Here is a 20714-nt window from a genome sequence, read left to right as displayed (position 1 = left end):
GGGTCCCGTTCCCGGCGGGTCTTTCGCGTCTCGCGGCGGCGGGGGGCGCGGCGATTCCCTTCGCATGGGCCGTGAACGGCTTCTTCTCCGTGGCAGGCGCGTCGCTCGCGTCGATCGGCGCGTTGGGACTTGGCTTCCGATGGACCGCGGCGGCCGGCGCATCGCTCTACATCGCGGCGGGGCTGCTGTTTTCCCGGATCGGCCGGAAGGCTTGCCCCGGAAACGGATCCGGGAGAGAATTCCTTCCTGTCGATCCATAACCGCCACTCCAAGGAGGCACCCCATGGCATACGCGGCCGATTTCGAGAAAGCGCTCCAGGTGGGCCGCCCCCCGAACGTCAAGGCGCTGTTTCCGAACTCGAAGGCGCTGATCGTCAGCGGCAAGGTCATCGACCGGGCGATGCGGGAAAAAGGAAAAGCCATCGCCATGGCGGCGAACGGCCGCAACTACTTCATCATCAGGGGCGTGCTGCAGGCCGCCCAGCGGGCGAACGCCCCCGTGATCGTCGAGATCGCGAAGTCGGAAGGGGGGCAGAAGGCGTACTGCGCCGTCAATTACTGGAACATGGCGCGCATCGTGGACGCGCTGTGCAACGAGATGGGGATCACCGTCCCCGTCGCCATCCACGCGGACCATTACGGGATAAAGAACGACAAGGACCTCGATGCGGCGAAGGTGGAGATCCCCACGATGTTCGAGGCGGGGATCACGTCGATCGCCATCGACGCCTCCCACCAGCCCGACGATAAAAACCTGCTCGCGAGCATCGCCATCAACCCGTTCATCCCGAAGTGGGCGGGGCTGGAGACCGAGGTGGGCGAGATCAAGGGCAAGGAGGGGCTGTCGACCGTCGGCGAGGCGCTGTTCCTCATCCGCGGCCTGAACGCCCGCGGCATCTTTCCGGACTGGATCGCGCTGAACAACGGGACCACCCACGGGATCGAGGCGTCCGACGCCGGCATCCAGGTCGGGCTGACCGCGGAGATCCACGAGGCCATTGCGCGCTACAAGGTGAGCGGGGCGCAGCACGGGACCTCCGGGAACAGCTCGGAGCGGCTCCGCGAGATCGCGAACCGGACGAACACGACCAAGGCGAACGTGGCCACCGCGCTCCAGATGATCTCCTGGGGGCTCGAGGTCAACGATTACGGCAACGCGCAGCTCGACGCCGAGGGGCGGTTCATCAAGGTGAAGGGCGAAGGGATGACCGAGGAGATGTGGGCCGAGATGGTCGCGTATGCCGACGCCAAGGGGTGGAAGAAGGGGGACTACAAGAACCTGAACCTCCCGTTCGAGAACAAGCTCCTCGCCCTGCCTTCCGAGATCCGGAAGCGGATGAGCCGGAGGGTTGAGGATTTCGCCTACAAGATGATGACCCAGGTCTTCAACGCGAAGGACACGGCAAAACTCGCGGTCGACGCGATCCTTGCCGCGGGCTCCTGCGACCTCAAGCCCAAGGCGGGTCTGATCGAGGACCCGAAGGAATGGACCGACACGAAGATCGTGAAGAGGGCGAAGGCGCTGGGAACCGACAAGGGAGCCAAGGGCAATTTCGACGATTGATAAGGATCTCTCCTGTTACCGGGGAAGAATGCCGGCGCCTCTCAATCGGCCGACGGCGCCGGCCTCCCCCGGAAATCTTGAAATTTTATTAATAATTTTACGAGACCGTGCAGCTTTCGTCCGGAAGCTGAATCCGGTTTTTCATATAACCTTCCAATAACATAACGCTTTCTCTTACGTCCCTCCACGGCATGACCTGTGCAGTATATTTCGCCGAAATTTGAGCACCGACATCCGAACCCCCGTAGAGAGGTCTCCATGAGATGCCAGAGCGAGGTCGCGATGAAACGTGAAACGATGTCCCCGGGCGTGGATTCCTGCCGTGAATTCCGTTCGAGCAAGCGGGAAGAAGTGGCCCTGCTCGTCCGATGCCTCCTGAAGAGGGAGGGGCTTGACAGCGACATCTTCTGCTCGACGGCGGGGCTCGCCATCTCCTTCCGCGGCGCGTCCCCGGATTTCAAGCCCGGCAATCCCGCGAGGCTGCTGGGGCTGGTGATGGCCGTCGCGCACCTCCTCGACGAAGAGCACAAGGTGGCGCCCGACTTCGTCATCCAGGTCGATTTCTGGGGAAAGGGCCGCATGTCCACGACCGTCGGCAAGGCGGCGGGATTGGCCTCCAACATGCCGGAGGCGCGCATGACCGCGGATGAGTTCCATGAGGTGTTCGACTTCCGCCTGGGCGAGACGCCCGTCCGCCGGGCGGCATCGCAGTAAGGCAGAGGGCGCCCCTCCGCCGCTCCCCTCCCAAAGCGCGGAGGAGCGAGGGGAGGGGAAAGGGGTCCGTCGGGATGAAGGTTCGAGTGGAATGTCATGAGGGGCACAAGGCCCAGGAGACGCCCCGGCTGTTCCACATGGGGGACCGCAGGGTGGAGGTCCTGCGCATCCTGGACCGGTGGAGGGGCGAGGACCACGAGTATTTCAAGGTCGACGGCTCCGACGCCGCCCGCTACCTCCTCCGGTACGACCGGTCCCGCGACGAGTGGGAAATCCGGATGATGGAGTGGCTTTCGCGCGGGGTGTGAGCCCGGTATCTTCCCCACGTTTGTAGGGTGTATAATCCGTACATGCGCCGGCCTTCCAAGCTGCCCACGCCTCCCCAGAAAAAAATCCTCGTACTGTTGTTCGCCAAAGAGTTCGCCGGACAGCCTCCGCCCACCTACCGGGAAATCGCGGCGGAACTCGGATGGCGCGCTGCGGGAACCGTGCGGGACCACGTCGGTTCCCTTGTCCGGAAGGGATTCCTTTCCCGTTCCCGCGTGTCGCGGGGGCTGCGCCTGACCAACGCGGGACGCGTGGAGGCCCGGGGAGCCGTTCCCAAGTCCTCCATTGTTCAGGAAGGGGCCCCTTCCCCGTCCGTGGAGGCCAAGGAGGCTTTTTCGATGCTTTCCCCTTATTTCCGGGAGCGCCTGATTCCCGTGGGCACGGTTCTTTGGCACAAGGGGGATCCCGCCAATCTTGTCGTGGCGATCGACGAGGGGCGGGTGAGGATTTACCGGCCCCTTCCGGACGGGAACATCGCTTCCATATTCATGTTCGGCCCGGGAGACCTGTTCGGCTTCCTGCCGTTCCTGGACGGAATGCCTTATCCCGCGACGGCGGTGGCGGTGGACGACGTCCGCGCAAGGACGTTTTCCCGGGAGGGGCTGCTCCAGGCGCTCCGCGAGAATCCCAATGTGATCTTTCCCCTGTTTTCATTCCTTGGGCGGCGTCTTCGGGACGCGTTCGACCGGATCGAGATCCTGAGCGGCCGCGGGGTGCTCCCGCGCGTGGCGGCGGCCCTGGTCAAGCTGATGCCGACCGACGCGACCGGCGGGACGACGGTCCTGCACCTGCCGATGCCGTCGGGAGATTTCGCCCGCACGCTCGGCATTACCCCCGAAAGTTTTTCCAGGGCGGTCACGAGCATGGCGGAGATGGGGCTGATCCGTCGGCTGGGCCGGGGGCGGTTCCAGGTGCTCGAACCCCGGTCGCTCCGAAGCATCGGATCCCCCTCCGGCCTTTAAACCCGTTTCCCTGGAATCGTCCGTTATTTGATGCCGATCAATGCGAAAGGTTATCGGATTGAATACTATACAAAAGATTGTGTGAGAGGTTGGAGGATCGGATCGACAGCGGGATCGATCCCGGGAATCGATATTTACCCGATTGAAGGAGAAATGCATGGAAGAGCGAAAAGACGATGTGACGCGGCGCAGTTTCATGGTCAACGGTTCCGCGGCTGTGGGAGCCATCGGCCTTGTCGCCGGGCTGGGAGTGGGGTCGCTGGTCGATGTGCGGAAGGCGCAGGCCGCCAAGACGACCATCCTGAAATTCCCGGCGCTTCCTCTCGATGTGGAAAAGGTCCGCCTTTGGGGCTATTGCGAGTATCACGCCAACGGCGGCTGCGGCCAGGGGACGGGGCGGGCGCTGGTGATGGGCTTCATCGAAGCAGCCAGGAAGGCCGGCATGAAAGAGACGGGCTGGAGCCTGCTGCCTCCGAAGTTCACGCAGTGGGGCCGCGCAGGCGGGCTGGATTGGGGCGGCACGTGCGGCTCTCTGACCGGCTGCCTCTCCATCCTGAACCTGGCGGAGCACAAGGGGGAGCTGCTGCACGACAAGCTGGGCGGCTCGCTGATCGACTGGTACACGAAGCAGAACTTCCCGTTCACCGGATGGGACGGCGTCAAGATCGACCGGAAGGCGTATCCCAACGTTCCGGCGCCGATTCCCGACGCCGAAGTCATGGCCCGCGACATTCCGGAATCGATGCTCTGCCACGTTTCGGTGACGAAGTGGATGAAGGCGGCGGGCGCGGACCTGACCACGAAAACCAAGGACGGCCGCAACGTGAAGAAGGACCGGTGCGCGAAAGTGACGGGCGCCACGGCCGCGCGCGCGGCGGAGCTTATCAACGCGTACCTGGCCAACGCCGCCATCCCGGCCTTCGCGCCGACGGCGGACTACGCCGAGTGCTACTCCTGTCATAGCGCCGCCCAGAACGTTCAGGGGAAGCAGAACTGCACTCCCTGCCACCAGGAAGGGACCGCGACATTGATCGGAAAGGACCACCCGTAGAAACCGATCGGACGGTTTCCGCGGAGAACTTACAACGGGGGAGGAAGAGGTAAAATGAAAAGAGGGGCACTGGCGGTTCTGACGGCAATGGTCGTGGTCTGCAGCGGCGCCTGGGCGTTCGCGGCGGGCAAGACGGTGGGGCATGTCTGCGACGTGGAATTCGCGGCGGAGAAGGCGGGCAACGCCGGCTGGGTCATCCTCGACGGCCGCAGCGGCGGGGAGTACGAAGCCGGTCACATTCCGGGCGCCGTCAACTACGGCAAGCCGGTGGTGACGGTCCTGAAGAGCCCGGTCGACGGCCGGATCGTCTCCGTCCAGGAAGCGGAAAAGCTCCTCGGGCAGATCGGACTCGACAACAGCAAGGGGCTGATCATCTACGGGAAGAAGGCCGACTACCACGTCGCGATCGAGCAGCTCCCGGTCTACCTCGGGGTGAAGGAATTCTACTACCTCGACGGCGGTTACGAGGCGTGGGTCAAGGAAGGCAAACCGGTGCAGAAGGAGGCCGTCAAGCCGGCCCCGGCCGTCTTCAAGGCGAAGATCGCCAATCCCAAGTTCTACGCCTCCACGAAGGAAGTCATGGAGTTCGTGAAGAAGAAGCCCGCCAACGTCACCTTCGTCGACACCCGGTCGCTGAAGGAGTTCCAGGGTCTCGAGAACACCACCCTCCGGGGAGGTCGGATCCCCGGCGCGGTCCACATTCCCGTGGATATCAATCTCGACAAAGACGGCAAGATGAAGTCGAACGAAGAGCTGGCGGAGATCTACAAGAACGTCCCGAAGACCGACCAGGTCATCGTCTATTGCCACCGGGGCTGCCGGACGGCCTATGCCTTTTATGCCCTCGAGCGGCTCGGCTACAAGAACTTCCGCGTCTACGAGGATAGCTGGATCGTCTACGGCGCGCGCCCGGACACGGTGATCGAGGCGGAGACCTACACGAACATGCGGCCCGTGGTCGCCAATGCCAACCAGATCGGCGAACTGAAGACGAAGATCGAGTTCCTGGAAGAAAGGCTGAACGAGCTGGAGAAGAAAAAGTAATATCCGGAGGAAGGTGAAATCATGCGGAAAAAAGCGTTTCTCGTGGCGATGGTCGCCGCCCTCGTATTGGGGGTGGCCGGCTTCGGCTTCGCGGCGGACGAACCGTTCACCGGCAAGATCACAAAGATCGACGGCGTGAGGGTCACCGTTTCGGCGCAAGCCGACCTGCCGGCGTGGATCAAGGCGGGAATGAGGGTCAACGCGGGCGGCGGCTCTCCCCTGGTCCTGAGAGTCAGCGGCAAGGACCTGACGTTGAAATTCGGGCAGGCGAAGGCCGAGCAGCTCAAGGTCGACCAGGTCCTGGAGGTCAAGCCGTCCAGCGGCGAGGTCCCGCAGGGCTGCTGAGGAACCATCGCGCATGAATCGGCCGGCGGGATCCGGGGATGATCCCCCGCATCCCGCCGGTTCGTTTTTCCGCCCGCCGCGTGCGTCGAAGGGAAACGCATTACAATAGCAAGTTAATGCCCCGCCCGGAGAATATCCTGCTTTTCCTTGCGCTGGCCCTCCTGGGGGGCTCCTGCCGCCTTGCGGCGGAGGGCTCCTCCTGCGAATCGTGTCACAAGGGGATCGAGACCGCCTCCGCGACGCACGGCTCCTGCGTTTCCTGCCACGGAGGGGATGCCGCGTCCCGTGACAAGGAGGTTTCGCACAGGTCGATGCACGGCGGGAAGAACCCGTCGGCCCCCGCCGCGTGGGAGAAAGGGTGCGGGGATTGCCACCGGTACCAGCTCGAACGGGTGAAGACCGGCCTCATGTACACGAACGCGGGGATGATCCGGAACATCCAGCTCACGTGGGAGGGTGAGAACGGGAAAACATACGCTGCGCGGGAAGCGGAGACCCACGACGAGAAGGGCGCCCCGCTGCGGCTGGCGGGCGTAGCCGGTCTCGAGAACCTGTCCGGGGAGCTGTACCGGAAGTTCTGCTCCCTGTGCCACCTCGGGCTGGAAGCGGCCGGGCCTTTCGCCGCCGGCCACGCTTCCGGATGCGCCGCGTGTCACTTCCCCTTCAACGACGTCGGGAGCTACGAAGGAGGGGACCCCACGGTGCGCGGAAAGCGCCATTACTCCACGACCCACGCCCTCGTCCCCCTTCCGGACAACAAGGTATGCGCCCGCTGCCATAACCGGAGCGGGAGGATCGCATATTCCTACGAAGGGTTGAACGACGGCAACAACTCCCTCGTCCCCACCCGGGGCGGCGTCCCGGGACCGCGGATGACCAGCGACGACAGGAATCTCACGCACATCGCGCCCGACATCCATTTCGAGAAGGGGATGGACTGCATCGACTGCCACACCTCCCGCGACATCATGGGGGACGGGTACGCCTACGCCAACCTGTACCGGCAGGTCGAGACCGCCTGCGAAGACTGCCACGGCAGCGGCGATTCCCTTCCCCGGCACGGGGAGGTGACCCGGGAAAACGACGAGGCGGTCCGGGAATCCCGGGGCTACAAGGTGCCGGTGCGGCCGGGGATGCGGATGGCGCTCACGTCGAAGGGACGGAAGTACTCCAACGTCTTCGTCCTCGACAACGGCGTGCACGTCCTCGGGAAGCGCAGCGGGAGAATGCACCTGAGCAGGACGATCCGCGGCACGCCGGAACACACCGTCGCCGGCCACGAGCGGCTCGAGTGCCATTCCTGCCACTCGCGGACCGTCGCCCAATGCTTCGGATGCCACACCGCGTACGACCGGACGGAAGAGAGCATGGATCCCATCCGGGGGGAGATCACGCCCGGCGCCTTCAGCGAGACCGAGGATTACCGGAAGCTGTACCCGTTCCCGCTGGCGGTGAACCAGAAGGGGAGGATCTCCCCGGTGACTCCCGGATGCCAGACGTTCGTCACGGTGATCGACGAGCAGGGGAGGAAGGTCGCGGACGAGGCCGTGGCCCGCTTCCGGGGAAAGCGGCAGCTCCGGTTCGCGCCCTTCTTCTCGCACAACACGGGGCCGAAGGCGGTGGGGTGCGGGGAGTGCCACGGGAACCCCGCATTCCTCGGATTCGGGCAGCACGTGGTCGAGGGAAGGGACATCCTTGCGACGCTGCTGTGCGAAAGATCGGCCGACAAGCCGCTCGACGGCTTCCTCGCCATGCGGGGCGGCGAGGTCCGGGCCTTCTCGGCCATCGCCCGGGAAGGGTCGCGCCCGTTGAACGACAAGGAAGTGAAAAGGGTGCTCAAGGCCAACCTGTGCATCGTGTGCCATGACAAGGCAAAGGACAAGGACGATATCTACGCGAAGAAAATCGATTACCGCGACCTGGACGATCGGGTTCATCGCCGTCTTCTGGGCGGCCGTTAGCGCGGCGGCGGGTGCGCCCGCGGGGGAAACATGCTCCGCGTGCCACACCGTCGCGATGTCCGGGGCGCATGCGGGGGTCTCCTGCGGCTCCTGTCACGGTGCGGCGGGGGCGCCGCTCTCGGATCCCGCCTCGGGGAAGCACCGCGCGTCGGGATGCGCCGGATGCCACCCGCGATATGCCCCGGTGCTGGACGGCCCGATGGCGACACGCACGGCGGAGATCCGGTTCGTCGAGCGGACCTGGGGGCGCCACGACGCGGATTTCTACGGCCGGAACTGCGGTTCCTGCCATGTCTCGGGATGCCGCGACTGCCACCGCGGCTCCGGGCACCGGATCGGCCGGCCGGCGGGGGATGCCTGCCTGAGGTGCCACAAGGATTATTTCGTGGGGCAGGAGTTCCACGGCCGGGCCCCCCGGGAGGACCATCTCCGTTACCAGCGGGGGAAGGCTGTGGACGGTGTAACCTATCTGAAGATGCGGCCGGACGTCCACGCGGAGGCGGGGATGTCCTGCGCCGACTGCCACGGGATGGAAAGCCTCGCGCAGGGGCGGAAGTCGTCCAAAGGGTGCGCGGACTGCCACCGGCCGGGGAAGGGGCCGGTGGAGCACCGGATCCAGGCGCACATGCGCGGGCTGGAGTGTTACGCCTGCCATTCCGCCTGGGCCGCCCAGGAGTACGGGACATTCTTCCTCCGGTTCGGGTCGCTGAACCGGGCGGGCGCATTCCAGGTGCGGCGGAACGACGGCGTTTATGCGAAGAGCGCCTGGCTTCGGAGGCAGGACGCCCCTCCGCTGGGGAAGAACCGGGAAGGGAAGGTGAGCCCCATCCGCCCGCAGTTCATCGCGTACTTCACGGACGCGGGGGAGGTATCCGGGGCGGCCGTCGAGAACCGGCTCCTGGCGGCGGAATGGAAGGCGTTCTTCCCGCACACCGTGCGCAGGGGAGTCCCGCGCTGCGAGGGCTGCCACGAAAGCCCGGCCAGGTTCCTGCTGGAGCGGCCGCAGGACCGCATATACGACATTTCCCGGGACGGATTGGGACTGGCCTCCTTCTGGACGCAGGAGGGGCAGCGGGTGGCGAACGGGAGCTTCTACGACAATGCGGCGTTTTCGCGGATGTCCGCGAAAGGCCCGGAATATCAGCGGGCGTACATCGAGCGATGGAGAAGGTGGACCGAAAGCGTAGAGGCTTCCTCGGGGCGGTAGCGGCGGGCGCCGCGGCGCTCGCCTCCCTGTTGTTCCTGAGGAAGTTCCTCTCCCCGCGGCTGCCGGCGAAAAGCGCCTCGTTTTCGGTGCCCGCGGCCGAGGTGCCGCGGCACGGCGCGCTCGTGTACAACGAGCGGCGGGTGGCGGTCATCCGGGACGAAACGGGGTACCATGCCATCGGGCTTTCGTGCACGCATCTCGGGTGCACGGTTGCGGTGACTCCCGGGGAACTGGTCTGCCCCTGCCACGGAAGCGTGTTCGACCGGAGGGGGAACGTGCTCAAGGGGCCGGCGGACAAGCCCCTGCCGCGATACGCCGTGGAGGAAAAAGGGGACCGGCTCCTGGTCTACCTGTAGCGGAACGACACCGCATCGGAGGGCGATTGTTCGAGGATTTCGTCAGGCATCTCTTCCCCAGGGTCGTGCGCGAGCGGGACCTCTCGATCGCGTACACCTTCTGCCTGGGCGGGCTGGCCTTCACGGCGATGCTCCTGCTGGCGGTCACCGGCCTGCTCCTCCTCTTCTACTACCAGGCGACGCCGGAAGGCGCGTACCGGTCGATCCTGTTCCTAGAATCCTCGGTGACCGGCGGGAGCTATATCCGGGCCCTTCACCGCATGCTTTCCCACCTCCTTCTCTGCCTGGTCTTTCTGCACGTGCTCCGGGTAGTCCTCACGGGGGCGTACGCGGGCGCGCGGGAGCGGAACTGGATGACGGGCGTCGGGCTCCTCCTCCTCGCCCTGTTCGGCGCCTACACGGGGTACCTGCTGCCGATGGACCAGCTCTCCTTCTGGGCCACCCGGACCGGGATGGAGCTGCTGGCCGTGGCTCCCCTGGGAGGCGTCGTCCGGGACATCCTCGTTCCCGACGGCGTGGGGAAGCCGGTGTCGCTGCTCCGTTTCTACGCCCTGCACGTGGCGGTGGTCCCCGGGCTGATGTTCGCGCTGGCATTCGTCCATTTCTTCCTCGTCCGGAGGAACAAGGGGGTCCTTCCGTACCTGTGAGCGGCTACGTGAACAGCTCGCCGAAATTCTTCCGGCTCGTCCGCCGCTCGATGGCGGCGTTCGCCGCTTTCGCGCTGCTGCTCGCCGCCTTCGTGCGTGCGCCGCTGCAGGAGGCGGCGGACCCGGGGCGCGTCCCCAACCCGGTGAAGTCCGCGTGGTTCCTCCTCTGGATCCAGGAGCTGGTGAGCTACACGAACCTGCTCGTGTACCCGGCCTTTCTCCTGCTGATCGCCTTCCTCCTCCTCCCCCGGATCCCCTGCGGCGCCTTCCCGGAGAATGCGGAATGGAGCCTGCGCGCGCAGCGTCCCGTGAAATTCTTCGTGCTCGCCGCTTTTCTGCTGATCGTGATCCTCACCGCCGTGGCCGCTTTCTTCCGGGGAGAGAATTGGGAATTCGTGCTGCCCATCTGACCGCGGCCGTCCTCTTCCTGCTTCCGGGGACCGGCGCTTTCGCGGCCGCGAGGTCCGGCTGCCTCGACTGCCATCCCGTCCACTACGCGGAGTCCGGCGCCTGCACTTATTGCCACGGGGGGGACGGGAAGGCGAAGAGGGAAACGATCGCCCACCTGGGCCTCCATCCCGCAAAGTACAGCTATTTCCGGATGGAGGAGAGTCCTCCCGTCCGCCGCGGCCTCAAGCTGCTGGAGACCTCCGGGTGCCGGCGATGCCACGTCTCCGGCGGAAAGGGGATACGGCTCTCCGCCGACCTGGACTCGCTCATGTACCGGTCCGATCCGGAGCGGATCGCGGAGGCGATCCGCTCTCCCGCATGGTACATGCCGGATTTCCGGTTCGGAGAGGAAGCGATCGACGGCATGGTCAACGCGATCCTCTCGGCGTCGGCAAGGACGGGAAAGCCCGCGGGCGAGACCCCGGTGAAGGTCCATTTCGAGGACAAGGGGGCGGAAGACGTCTTCTCCCGGCATTGCGGCCCCTGCCACAAGGCGCTTACCGCCCGGCACGGGGGTCTCGGGAAGGGAAACATCGGCCCGAACCTGTCCGCCCTGTTCACCGCGGAGTACCCGAAGACCGCGCGCGGGAAGAAGCCGTGGACGCCGGAGCGGCTGCGGGCGTGGATCGCGAACCCGCGGAAGGAGCGTCCCGCAGCCCTGATGCCGCCGGTGCGGTCGGGCGAAAAGGATTTCCTTCAGATCGTTGAGCGATTGCGGATTGACAGGGATCGGATCCGCGATTAGTATGAGTTATGACTCATATAAGTAATGGCAGGTATGGTCCATGAATCCCGGGAACGTCGAAAGGTTCCTGAAGCTCATCGGGGATTCGAGCCGCCTGAAGATCCTGGCGAGCATCGGGTCGGGCGAGAAAACCGTTTCGGAGATCATCGCGGAGGCGGGGCTGCCGCAGACGCTGGTCTCCTTCCATCTCAAGATCCTGCGGGAACGGGAAGCCGTCGTCGCCAGCCGGAAGGGAGGGCCTTTCGTGCATTACCGCCTGCGGGACCCTTCCCTAATGAACCTCCTGGAGGCATGCGATGCGTACGTGGGGAAATTCGACGGATCGGGGGAGGACGCGACGGAGTTCGAGTGGCCCCCGTGGAAGACGATGTGCCGGATGATGCGCCGGCGGTAGCCCGCCGGAGAGGGAAAGGAGAGCTCATGGATCCTCGGGAGATGATGAAGGGGATGATGGGGGAAGGTTTCAACCCGATGGAGATGTGCCGGGGGATGGTGGGATCCGTCACCCGCTCGGCGGAGATGGCGGCCTACGCCACCCCGGAGCTTCGGGGGCTGTTCGAGGAGTGGCTTGGCCAGATCGAGGCGGAGATCCTCGAATTCCTCAAAGGGAAGGATACCGTCACCCCGGAAGAGGTGGCGGAACGCTTCAAGTTGTCGAAGGAGAGCGCGGTCTTCCTGGTTTCCAAGCTGGCCCGGGACGGGCAGATCCGGATCAGCGCGGGGCAGAACAAATGAAGAGCCTCCGGTCCGTTTTTGCGGTATTGGTCGCAGTGGTGATCCTGTCCGTCGGCCACCATGCGAATTCGTATGCCCGGTCATGGGAGGACACGCCGATGGGGCCGTGGATGTTCTGGGGAGGGGGGATGTGGATTTTCCCCCTGATCGGTCTTGCAATCTTCCTGTTCATCGTCTACCTCGTGTTCATCCGGGGTTCCGGCGGGAGCGGTCCTTTCTGCGGGTGGGGCGGCCAGGGGGGAGGCAGCCCCGGCTCGCAGACGCCGTTGGACGTGCTCAAGATGCGATATGCGAAAGGCGAGATCTCCCGGGAGGAATTCGAGCGGATGAAAAAAGACATATCCGATGACGGGGGACGCTGAGATGGCGCCCGGCGGGCTCGCCCTCTATTCCGTGCGGAACACCTTCGATAAACACTATGGGACGGGAACTCAAAAGGCGGAAGGGATGTACGAGGTCGGCGGCTTCGTCGTCCACTTCTTCAGTGAAGAGATGGTCCGGGAGCTGGCCGCCGGGTACGGGATCGTCGAGATCCGGCGCATGCAGGAAGGGGGCCTTCCGAGAGAGCTGTTCGGGGTGGTCCTGCGGAAAACCGTCCCGGACCGCCTCAGTACCACTCCACCAGCGAGAAGCCCACGGTAACCCACGTGGCCTTGTGGTTGTAGTCGATCAGGCTTTCTCCGTAGCCGTGGAAGAGCTGGACGCGCCCCCGCAGCGGATCGCGGATCGGAAACGCCCATTCGAACTGGACCGCCCCGTGGGACCGGCGGCCGCCGTGGAGCGAGTGCCTGCCCATCAGGGTGAACTGGTGCCCGCCCCACAAGCGGGTGACCGTCAGGTCGCCCCGGCCCAGGAAGTCCGCGATATCCGGGTTGTCGTCCTCCGCGGCGCTCTCGTCGATGCGGCGCCAGGGGCGCACGACCAGCACCCAGTCGTCGCGCTCCAGCCCGACGATGCCGATGATCCGGTTCCAGCTCCGGGATAGCGGGTCGCCGCGGCCGTTGGACTGGTGGTTGAGGCCGATGCCGGCCAGCCGCCCCTTCCACCCGAAGATCCTGTACTTGGTGCGCAGCGCGAAGATCAGTTCCGGCTCGTAGTTGGTCTCGCGGAACGGCCTCGAATTCGCGGTGTTGTAGACCTGCCAGCGCGAGGCCTGCGTGTAGGCGCCCCACAGGTCGCCGTTCTTCCCGAAGATGTTCTCCGCAAGCTTGAACTTCGTGCTGACCTGGAACTTGGCCTCGATCCGGTCCAGCTCCTGGGGCGCGGGAGCCGCGGCGCCCTGGTTCGGCGTGCGGGGGGTGGGGTTCCTGTCGCTGGTCCAGGAGTAGGGGGCCAGGTAGACCGGCTTGTAGGGGCGGAACCGGAACAGGCCGCGCTTCGCGTTCCTGGACAGCTCCCAGCGGCTGTCCAGCGGGCCGAAGCCCTCGTCTTCGTCGATGGTGCGCCCCATCTCCTCGTCGTAGCACTGGAGGCGCGCCGCGTTGTCGGCGATGGAGACGCACTCCTCCGGCGTCGAGTACGTCGACGATCCGGCTGCCGCCGCAACGGGCAAGCAGGCCGCCAGGAGCAGCGCCAGGAACGTCCGTCCCGCGAGCGATCCCATAGAGGTCCAGTATACGTTTCGCGCAACTCCATGCAATCCGGCGCCGTATCGGCAATAATTAATAAAGGTCCGGAGCGGAGAGAAGGAGGCGGCGGATGACGGAAGAGATCGGGGGAAGGCCCGTATTCGAGCTGGAGTGCCCCTGCTGCGGGGCGCGCATCGCGGTCGACGCCGAAAAAGGCGTCATCCTCGAAAGCCACGAGCGCGTCGATCCCCGGAAGGGGGCCGACCTGAAGGACGCGCAGCAGCTTCTCAAGGAGGAGTCGGAGCGCATCCACGACCGGTACCGCCGGATCGTCGCGGCGGACAAGACCCGCGGCGCCGAGATGGACAAGAAGTTCAAGGAGTTTTTCGAGAAGGCGAAGGATGAACCGGCGCCGAAGCCGGTGCGCGACATCGACCTGGACTAATTGCGGGGAGGCTCGATCGCGGGACGGAGGATCCAGGCGAGCGGCAGCGTGAACAGGACGGCCCCGGCCAGGACCGCCATCGTCGCCGGGATGCCCGCCGCGTCGGAAAGGAGGCCGAAGAGCGGCGGCCCGAGCGCGCCCGCGCCGATGCCGACGGTATAGAACAGGCCGTAGACGCGCGAGCGGCGTTCCGGAGTCACCAGCTCGGCGACCGTGCCGTAAAGGACGGACGACGTTCCGTTGAGCGCGACGCCCAGGACGGGCAGCAGCAGCAGCGAGGGCGCCAGGGGAAGCGCCAGGAGCAGGAGGATGCCCAGCCCCGTAGCCGCTTCCGTGACGAGGACCGTCCGGATGATCCCGACCCGCTCAGCCAGATGACCGCAGGCGAACTTTCCCACCGCCCCCCCCGCGAAGGTCGCCGCGAACGCCACTCCCAGCAGGTCCATGCCCGCGCCCTTTCCCAGCAGGAGGAACGACAGGTAGGTGAGGAAGACCGCCCGCGACCCGTTGTCGATGCCGTGGATCGCGGACAGGAGGGCGAAGCCGCGCGCGTCCCGGATGCCCCCGCGGTGGCGGGTGGGGGCATCCGGCGACTCCTCCAGGGGCGGCGCAGGGGCGACCGCAGCCGATCGGAACAGGAGGAACAGGCCGGCCGCGGCGAACAGCATGACCAGTCCCATCCCCCGCGCTGCCGGGCGCCATCCCACCCAGGCGGTCACGAAAGCGGCGGCGGCGGGCAGGAGCACCTTTCCCAGATCGCCGGAGAAATTGAACGTCCCGAGCGCCGCGCGGCGCCGCCCCTCCTCGTAGGCGCGGGAGACCATCGATGCGGAAAGCGGATGCTGGGCGCCGGAGCCCAGCCCCCCGATCGCCAGGAACGCGAGGAGCGGGACGAAGCCGCCCGCGGCGCCGAAGCGGAAGAACCCGACGGCCGTAAGGAACGTTCCGGCCGCCAGGACGCGCGGCTCTCCCCAACGCTCCGCCAGGAATCCCGCCGGCACCTGGAACGACGCGAGCGCGCCCGAGTACGCCGTCTTCAGCAGGCCGACCTGGGCGAAGGAGAGGGAGAATTCGCGCGCCCAGACGGGGAAGAGAATATAGAGGAGATCGGAGCAGCCGTCGTGCAGGAAGTGCATGACGCATGCGCCGGTGAGCGTAGCGCGGGGACTCCTGGACGTCGTTCCGGGGGATCCCGTCATCCGAGCGCCTACCGGATCCCGCCGATCGCGTTCAGCCCGACCCCCACGACATCGAACATCCCTTGCCTCCGTCGCCCGCAGATGTTTTCCTATAGTATCAACGAGCCGGAAGGGAAGTCAGGTCGGGGAGGACATGGGCGCGCACCTGCTCGTCGACGGCTACAACCTCGCCCGGTCCGGCGCGCTTCCGCTTTCGGAAGACCCCGCGTCGGAAGAGGGGCGCCGGGAGCTGTGCGAGCTCCTTGCCGAGTACGCGCGCGGAAAAGGATTCCGCCTGACGGTGGTCTTCGACGGCCGGGGAGCGGGAAGGCCCGAGCGGAGCCGGAGCGCGTTCAAGGGAGGCGCCGCCGTCTTTTCCTCCATGCGCGAGACGGCCGACGACGTGATCCGGGACATGGCCCGGAACGCCCCTGCGGGGACGGTCGTCGTGACCTCCGACCGGGGGTTGGCCGGGACGCTTCCTTCCAGGTCGGTCGCCGCCTCCTGCGCGGAATTCGCCGCGCGCCTGTTCGATCACCGGATGGAAAGCGTCAAGGGGGCTTCCGACGGGGATGAGGAGGCGCGACCCCGCGGGAAGAAGGGCGAGGGGCACAGGGCGAAGAAACGGGACCGGAAGCGCAATGACGCCCTGCGAAAGCTTTAAACCGGGCGAATCAGGCGAGCCGCTTCCTCATCGCCTTCTTCGCCTTCTTCACCTGCTTCTTGACGTCCTTGACCAGCCCCGACGTGAACCGGTCCTTCAGCTTCACGAACTCCTTCTCCTTCTTTTCGTACAACTTCACCAGGCGGGCGACGTCCTTCTCGAGCGAGTCGACGCGCCGCGCGAGCTGCTTCTCCACGCCGTCGATCTTCTTTCCGATCTTCTTCCCGATCGTCATGCCCCACCTCCCGTTCTCCAGGCTATAGCCATCTTATCACCGGGCGATCCGGCCGGCATTCATGCGAAGATGCGGACCACGAGGCCGCGCGCGTCATTTCTCCGGAACGAGCACGATGTCGAACCGGACGGATTTCTCCCCGCCGCGCAGGTAAAGCTGGGTCGTCAGCGGCTTGTGCCCCGGCGCGAACGCCTTGAAGTGGATGTGGATCGGGCGCCCCGGGTACTTGCCGGGAGGCACGGTCGTGAACTCGTAGCCGCCCGTTCCCCCGGTCGTCTGCATCCCCCGGAGGGAGTCGACGTACTTCCCGGAGCCGTCGGCGTGCCACCACTCGACGCGCGCCCCCGAAACGGGCCGGCAGTCGGGGTAGGAAAGCACCGACCCGGAGACCGCCAGCCCCGAACCTGTCGACGTCGTCTCCTTCGCCCCCGGTTTGTAGAAAGGACCCTCGGCGTCTTCCGGCGTGGGGACGCATTTCCCTTCCGCGCCATGGACCGCCCCGATCGGCATTGCCAGCGCCAGGGCGCACAGGCAGGCGAACGGCACCGCGAATATTTTCGAAACATGCCTCGTCATACGTCTTTAGGTGCCCGGCGGGGAGGGGAAGATTCGCCCCGCATCGGAAACGGTGAAACGTCCGTAAGGTTTCCGGCATTAAACTGAATAGATGACGGGAGGCGTGAAAACATGATCGACGCGAAAGGGCATGCTCGGTGGGGAGTAAAGGTCACGGGGGCGGCGCTCGCGGGAGTCCTGCTGCTTTCGCCGGGATGCGCGACGAACCCCGACGGCACCAGGGAATACAAGCGCACGGCGATCGGCGCCCTGGGAGGGGCCGCGGTGGGCGCGGGAGCGGGAGCGCTGATCGCGGGGCGGGGGCGCCGGGGGACGGGAGCCCTCATCGGAGGCGCCATCGGGGCGGCGGGAGGCGGCGCAGTCGGCGCCTACATGGACCGGCAGGCGGCGGAGATGAAGCGGCGGCTTCCCGAGGCGGCCATCGCCCGCGAGGGGGACAAGCTGTACGTCGCCCTCCCCTCGGCCATCCTGTTCGACGTCGACAAGACGGACATCAAGCCGGCGTCCAGGGATTCGATCGCGAGGGCGGCGGAGGTGCTGGTGAAGTATCCGGACACCTACATCACGGTGGAGGGGCACACCGATTCCACCGGGACCGCGGAATACAACCAGCGGCTCAGCGAGCGGCGGGCCGAGGCGGTCCGGGACCAGCTCTTGAGGGACGGGGTCCCCGCGGCGAGACTCGCCATCAGGGGATACGGGGAGACCGATCCCGTCGCCGACAACTCGACCCCGGAGGGACGGCAGTCGAACCGGCGGGTCCAGCTCGAGATCCGGCCGAACGAGAAGCTGAACGCTCAGCAGGGATAAGCTCCCGCGAGCCGAAGCAGGCGCCGGATGGTCCGCGTGTGCTTCCAGAGCGGCGGCCGCATGCCGAGCCCATGGGCGACCCGGTGGATTTTCCGCAACAGGGAGTGGTCCAGGAGATCCATGTCGAGGATGTTCATATGCCGGTCCCTGTACCCGTTCAGCCGCTTCTCCATCCATCGGGGATCGACGTCCGGCGAGACGTAGTATCTGGGAGAGAGCATTTCCCGCGGGGCGCAGGAGAGGAGTCCCTGTCTTCTCGCAACGGTTTCAAGCTCCGTTCCGGGATACAGGCGGATCCCCATATTGAAGAACGCGATATCGCCGGGGCGGATCCGGTTCGCGGCGAAACGAAGCGTTTCCTCCACCGTATCCGCCGTCTCGCCGGGGCCCCCGAGCAGGAAGATCCATGCGCAGGGCATCCGATGCCGCCCGACCGCCTCTGCGGCGCGATGGACATCGCGGGCCGTGTACCCCTTCCGGAGCCCCCGCAGCACGGGGTCCGAGGCGCTCTCGATCGTGATCCCGATGCTTGCGAAACCCGCGCGCTCCATCGCCGACAGGAGCGGATCGTCGAGTTCGCCGGGATTCAGCTCGAGGCAGTGGAGGCGCGCCTTGTGCCCGGACCGCGCAAGCGCATCGCATACGTTCATCGCGTGTTCGCGGGGCGCGTTGAATACGCTGTCCACGAACTCGATGTCCCGGTGCCCGGCGGCCGCGAGACGCGCGACGGCGTCGGCGACGCTGCCCGGATCCTTCAACCGGTACGCGCTCCCCTCGATCAGCGGGCAGGTGCAGTACACGCACCGGAAAGCGCAGCCGGTCTTGGAGCGGACCGGAACCGTCGCGAGGCGGGAACGGTACGCCGGCATGTCCAGCCACCGCTCGAAGTCGGGCGCCTCGCACGCGGACGAATAAGCGGAATCGGCGCAGGGCTGCGCCCGGTAGGCCCCGTTCTCTACGGTCGCGACGCCGGGCAGGTCGCGGAGGGCGGCTCCCCGGGAGATGCGCTCGAGCAGGAGGGGGAAGACCGTTTCCCCGTCGCCGACGACGCCGCAGGAAACATCCAGCCGGCGAAGGATCTCCTCGGGCATGATCCCGAGCGCGGGCCCTCCGAGGACGATCGGCGCGCCGGTGGCCGCCCGGACCGCGTCCGCGACCTCCCGCAGGCCGTCCATGAAGTCCACCGGGTTGCGCATGTCGGTATTGTCGATGTTCCGCACCGAGAGCCCCACGACGTCGGGCCGCATGCCGGACACCGCCGATTCGACGGCGGACACGGCGTCCTCCAGGAACATCAGGTCCAGGAGGCGGACGGTGTGCCCGAAGCGCTCGGCCGCCTCGGCGACGATGCAGGCGCCGATGGGGATCACGGGCATGGGAATGGTGTTCCGGTTCGCGCAGACGATCAGGACCTTCATGTTCGCATACGCCCCGGGATGTCGAATCCCGTCAGGCGGGACTCTCCGCGGCCGGCTCGGCCCCGGGATCGCCCGCGCCGACATTGAATCCTGAATCCACGTAGTGCACTTCGCCGGTCACGCCGGAAGCCCAGTCCGAAAGGAGGTACGCCGCGGCGTTCCCCACCTCGTCCTGCGTCACGTTCCGCTTGAGCAGCGCGCCCCGGGCGTTCTTTTCCATCAGCCGGCGGAAATCCCCCACGCCGGAGGCGGCCAGCGTGCGGATCGGCCCGGCAGAGATCGCGTTGACGCGGATCCCCTCCGGCCCGAGGTCCTGCGCCAGATAGCGGGTCGCCGCCTCGAGGGCGGCCTTGGCCACGCCCATCACGTTGTAGTTCGGAACGGCGCGCACCGCCCCGAGGTAGCTCATCGTCAGCATGGACCCTCCCGGCCCCATCAGCCGGGCCGCCCGCTGCGCGCAGGCAATGAAGGAATAGGCGGAGATATCCAGCGCGAGGTGGAAATCGGCCCGCGATGTCTCCCGGAAGGCGCCCTTCAGCGTTTCCCTGTTGGCGAAGGCGATGGAGTGGACCATGAAGTCGAGCCGCCCCCATCGGTCGGCGACCTTCGCGAAGAAATCGTCGAGCTGGGCGTCGCTGCCGACGTCGAGCGGCTCCACGAAGCCCGCGCCGATCGAAGCCGCCAGCGGCTGGACCCTCTTCATCAGCGCCTCGCCGAGATAGTTGAATCCGAGCTCGGCTCCCTCGCGGCGGCACGCCTTCGCCACGCCCCATGCGATGGACTTGTCGTTGGCGACGCCGAGGATCAGCCCCTTCTTTCCTTCAAGGATTCCCAATAGACACCCCCTACTTGAAGGTATCGAGCACGTACGCCGCGATCGCGCGGGCTTCCGCCTCCGGGATCGATTTCCCGTCGTATTTCGGCATCCCCGGGCCGGGATTGCGGATCAGCCGGACGATGTCGTCGGTTGTTCTGACGCCGTTCGTCTCCAGGTCCTTCCGGTGCAGCGATTTCCCGGGCCGGATGATGTTTCCGCCGCCGGCATGGCAGGCATTGCAGTATTTCCTGAAAGACGCCTCCCCGGAAATCATCGCCGGCGTTCCGGCCGCCGGATCCTTAGGCGGCTCCGCCGCCGCGGCAACCTTTTTCCCCGTACCGTAGTTTCTTGCTAAGTAGGAGGCGATGGCTCCCGCGTCCGCGCCGGAGATGTCCGCGCCATAAACCTTGCGCATCTTTTCCACCGTCCCGGCCCACGCGTCGGGGGAAAGCTTCGGCTGCGTCGCGATGTAATCGAGACTGTGACAGGCGCTGCAATTGGATACCGTGACGACCTTGCCTTCGTCATCGGCAAGGGAGGTTTCCACAACGGGCAGGACGATGGAACGCACAGATCCGCCTTCCTTCGCATAAGCGGATGCGGCGGCGGCCATCAGGATCGCGAGGACGGCCAGTTTCTTCATGTTCCCTCCTCCCGCCCTATCGGACGTTCACTTCGGTCTTCACGACGGTGTTCCACATGTACCCGGAGGGGTTCCAAAGCCGGCCGGAAGGCTGCGATTCGCCGATGCGGTTCGTGGCCTTCGCCATCAGGCGGTACGCGCCCGCCTTTCCGGGCTTCCACGGATAGCGCCACTGGATCCAGGAATATTTCCCGAGGTCCTTTCCGAGCGTTGCCGTCCCCCAGCTCTTTCCGCCGTCCGTGGACACGACGA

Annotated in this window: 28 protein-coding genes and 1 pseudogene; 21 read left to right on the top strand and 8 right to left on the bottom strand. The window is 66.0% G+C overall.

All coding sequences use genetic code 11. The annotated features are described in order from the left end of the window. The 18 genes and pseudogenes from AB1346_13495 to AB1346_13410 all read left to right on the top strand — a co-directional run. Positions 1 to 260: hypothetical protein (locus tag AB1346_13495; protein MEW6721455.1), on the top strand; the 260-nt coding region annotated here is incomplete at its 5' end. 23 nt (positions 261 to 283) lie between these two features. Further along, complete coding sequence (locus AB1346_13490; GenBank protein MEW6721454.1) at positions 284 to 1564, top strand: class II fructose-bisphosphate aldolase; 1281 nt, start codon at positions 284 to 286, stop codon at positions 1562 to 1564. 282 nt (positions 1565 to 1846) lie between these two features. Then, a complete protein-coding gene (locus AB1346_13485) occupies positions 1847 to 2278 on the top strand; it encodes a hypothetical protein (GenBank protein MEW6721453.1) in 432 nt (143 codons plus the stop codon). A 74-nt stretch (positions 2279 to 2352) separates the two neighbouring features. Then, a complete protein-coding gene (locus AB1346_13480; protein ID MEW6721452.1) occupies positions 2353 to 2586 on the top strand; it encodes a hypothetical protein in 234 nt (77 codons plus the stop codon). Between the two features lie 42 nt (positions 2587 to 2628). Then, complete coding sequence (locus AB1346_13475) at positions 2629 to 3567, top strand: cyclic nucleotide-binding domain-containing protein (GenBank protein MEW6721451.1); 939 nt, start codon at positions 2629 to 2631, stop codon at positions 3565 to 3567. 157 nt (positions 3568 to 3724) lie between these two features. Then, entirely contained in the window at positions 3725 to 4618 is an 894-nt protein-coding gene (locus AB1346_13470; GenBank protein MEW6721450.1) for a C-GCAxxG-C-C family protein, read from the top strand. A gap of 54 nt (positions 4619 to 4672) precedes the next feature. Beyond that, positions 4673 to 5662 carry a rhodanese-like domain-containing protein gene (locus AB1346_13465; GenBank protein MEW6721449.1) on the top strand — a complete coding sequence of 330 codons (990 nt, stop codon included), beginning with the start codon at positions 4673 to 4675 and terminating at the stop codon, positions 5660 to 5662. 21 nt (positions 5663 to 5683) lie between these two features. After that, entirely contained in the window at positions 5684 to 6007 is a 324-nt protein-coding gene (gene extJ, locus AB1346_13460) for a selenite/tellurite reduction operon protein ExtJ (GenBank protein ID MEW6721448.1), read from the top strand. 116 nt (positions 6008 to 6123) lie between these two features. Then, positions 6124 to 7968 (top strand): selenite/tellurite reduction operon c-type cytochrome ExtM, encoded by a 1845-nt coding sequence (gene extM, locus AB1346_13455; protein ID MEW6721447.1) that lies wholly within the window; start codon positions 6124 to 6126, stop codon positions 7966 to 7968. After that, positions 7871 to 9175, top strand: coding sequence for a selenite/tellurite reduction operon b-type cytochrome iron-sulfur cluster-binding subunit ExtO (gene extO / locus AB1346_13450; GenBank protein MEW6721446.1), 1305 nt, complete (start codon positions 7871 to 7873; stop codon positions 9173 to 9175). The genes extM and extO overlap by 98 nt, the downstream gene beginning before the upstream one ends. Continuing rightward, entirely contained in the window at positions 9130 to 9531 is a 402-nt protein-coding gene (locus tag AB1346_13445) for a Rieske (2Fe-2S) protein (protein ID MEW6721445.1), read from the top strand. The genes extO and AB1346_13445 overlap by 46 nt, the downstream gene beginning before the upstream one ends. A 26-nt stretch (positions 9532 to 9557) precedes the next feature. Beyond that, complete coding sequence (locus tag AB1346_13440; GenBank protein MEW6721444.1) at positions 9558 to 10178, top strand: cytochrome b N-terminal domain-containing protein; 621 nt, start codon at positions 9558 to 9560, stop codon at positions 10176 to 10178. After that, positions 10175 to 10588 carry a selenite/tellurite reduction operon b-type cytochrome membrane protein ExtQ gene (gene extQ, locus AB1346_13435; GenBank protein ID MEW6721443.1) on the top strand — a complete coding sequence of 138 codons (414 nt, stop codon included), beginning with the start codon at positions 10175 to 10177 and terminating at the stop codon, positions 10586 to 10588. The genes AB1346_13440 and extQ overlap by 4 nt, the downstream gene beginning before the upstream one ends. Further along, the gene (extS, locus tag AB1346_13430; GenBank protein ID MEW6721442.1) at positions 10564 to 11373 is read left to right on the top strand and encodes a selenite/tellurite reduction operon c-type cytochrome lipoprotein ExtS; all 810 of its coding nucleotides are present in this window, start codon (positions 10564 to 10566) and stop codon (positions 11371 to 11373) included. The genes extQ and extS overlap by 25 nt, the downstream gene beginning before the upstream one ends. A 40-nt stretch (positions 11374 to 11413) precedes the next feature. Further along, positions 11414 to 11767, top strand: coding sequence for a metalloregulator ArsR/SmtB family transcription factor (locus AB1346_13425; GenBank protein MEW6721441.1), 354 nt, complete (start codon positions 11414 to 11416; stop codon positions 11765 to 11767). A 26-nt stretch (positions 11768 to 11793) separates the two neighbouring features. Then, entirely contained in the window at positions 11794 to 12108 is a 315-nt protein-coding gene (locus AB1346_13420; GenBank protein ID MEW6721440.1) for a helix-turn-helix domain-containing protein, read from the top strand. A gap of 98 nt (positions 12109 to 12206) precedes the next feature. Next, complete coding sequence (locus AB1346_13415) at positions 12207 to 12470, top strand: SHOCT domain-containing protein (GenBank protein MEW6721439.1); 264 nt, start codon at positions 12207 to 12209, stop codon at positions 12468 to 12470. 7 nt (positions 12471 to 12477) lie between these two features. Continuing rightward, positions 12478 to 12708 (top strand): annotated as a pseudogene (locus AB1346_13410) (methyltransferase domain-containing selenoprotein MduS). 7 nt (positions 12709 to 12715) lie between these two features. Here AB1346_13410 and AB1346_13405 read toward each other — a convergent pair. Then, positions 12716 to 13711 (bottom strand): phospholipase A, encoded by a 996-nt coding sequence (locus tag AB1346_13405; GenBank protein MEW6721438.1) that lies wholly within the window; start codon positions 13709 to 13711, stop codon positions 12716 to 12718. A 95-nt stretch (positions 13712 to 13806) separates the two neighbouring features. On the opposite strand from AB1346_13405, the gene AB1346_13400 reads away from it, so the two are divergent. Then, a complete protein-coding gene (locus AB1346_13400; GenBank protein ID MEW6721437.1) occupies positions 13807 to 14121 on the top strand; it encodes a hypothetical protein in 315 nt (104 codons plus the stop codon). On the opposite strand, the gene AB1346_13395 is transcribed toward AB1346_13400, so the two are convergent. Then, positions 14118 to 15320: an MFS transporter gene (locus tag AB1346_13395; GenBank protein MEW6721436.1), complete on the bottom strand. Its 1203-nt coding sequence runs from the start codon at positions 15318 to 15320 to the stop codon at positions 14118 to 14120. The genes AB1346_13400 and AB1346_13395 overlap by 4 nt on opposite strands. A 133-nt stretch (positions 15321 to 15453) precedes the next feature. Here AB1346_13395 and AB1346_13390 point away from each other — a divergent pair, with 133 nt between their 5' ends. Continuing rightward, positions 15454 to 15963, top strand: coding sequence for an NYN domain-containing protein (locus AB1346_13390; GenBank protein ID MEW6721435.1), 510 nt, complete (start codon positions 15454 to 15456; stop codon positions 15961 to 15963). A 10-nt stretch (positions 15964 to 15973) separates the two neighbouring features. Here AB1346_13390 and AB1346_13385 read toward each other — a convergent pair whose 3' ends face one another. Further along, a complete protein-coding gene (locus AB1346_13385) occupies positions 15974 to 16198 on the bottom strand; it encodes a hypothetical protein (protein MEW6721434.1) in 225 nt (74 codons plus the stop codon). Positions 16199 to 16291: 93 nt separating this feature from the next. Continuing rightward, positions 16292 to 16744, bottom strand: a complete 453-nt coding sequence (locus AB1346_13380; GenBank protein MEW6721433.1) for an intradiol ring-cleavage dioxygenase — start codon at positions 16742 to 16744, stop codon at positions 16292 to 16294. A gap of 141 nt (positions 16745 to 16885) precedes the next feature. On the opposite strand from AB1346_13380, the gene AB1346_13375 reads away from it, so the two are divergent. Beyond that, a complete protein-coding gene (locus AB1346_13375) occupies positions 16886 to 17584 on the top strand; it encodes an OmpA family protein (GenBank protein ID MEW6721432.1) in 699 nt (232 codons plus the stop codon). Here AB1346_13375 and AB1346_13370 read toward each other — a convergent pair. The 4 genes from AB1346_13370 to AB1346_13355 form a co-directional block, all read right to left on the bottom strand. Continuing rightward, positions 17572 to 19002 carry a radical SAM protein gene (locus AB1346_13370; GenBank protein MEW6721431.1) on the bottom strand — a complete coding sequence of 477 codons (1431 nt, stop codon included), beginning with the start codon at positions 19000 to 19002 and terminating at the stop codon, positions 17572 to 17574. The two genes, AB1346_13375 and AB1346_13370, sit on opposite strands and share 13 nt — an antisense overlap. Before the next feature lie 31 nt (positions 19003 to 19033). Then, the gene (locus AB1346_13365; protein MEW6721430.1) at positions 19034 to 19837 is read right to left on the bottom strand and encodes an enoyl-ACP reductase; all 804 of its coding nucleotides are present in this window, start codon (positions 19835 to 19837) and stop codon (positions 19034 to 19036) included. A 10-nt stretch (positions 19838 to 19847) separates the two neighbouring features. Beyond that, positions 19848 to 20462 (bottom strand): c-type cytochrome, encoded by a 615-nt coding sequence (locus tag AB1346_13360; protein ID MEW6721429.1) that lies wholly within the window; start codon positions 20460 to 20462, stop codon positions 19848 to 19850. A 16-nt stretch (positions 20463 to 20478) separates the two neighbouring features. Next, a partial coding sequence (locus AB1346_13355; protein MEW6721428.1) for an oxidase occupies positions 20479 to 20714 on the bottom strand: 236 nt, incomplete at its 5' end.

It is taken from the genome of Thermodesulfobacteriota bacterium, from assembly GCA_040758155.1.
Lineage (GTDB): Bacteria > Desulfobacterota > Deferrimicrobia > Deferrimicrobiales > Deferrimicrobiaceae > UBA2219.
This window is presented reverse-complemented; position numbering and strand designations above follow the sequence as displayed.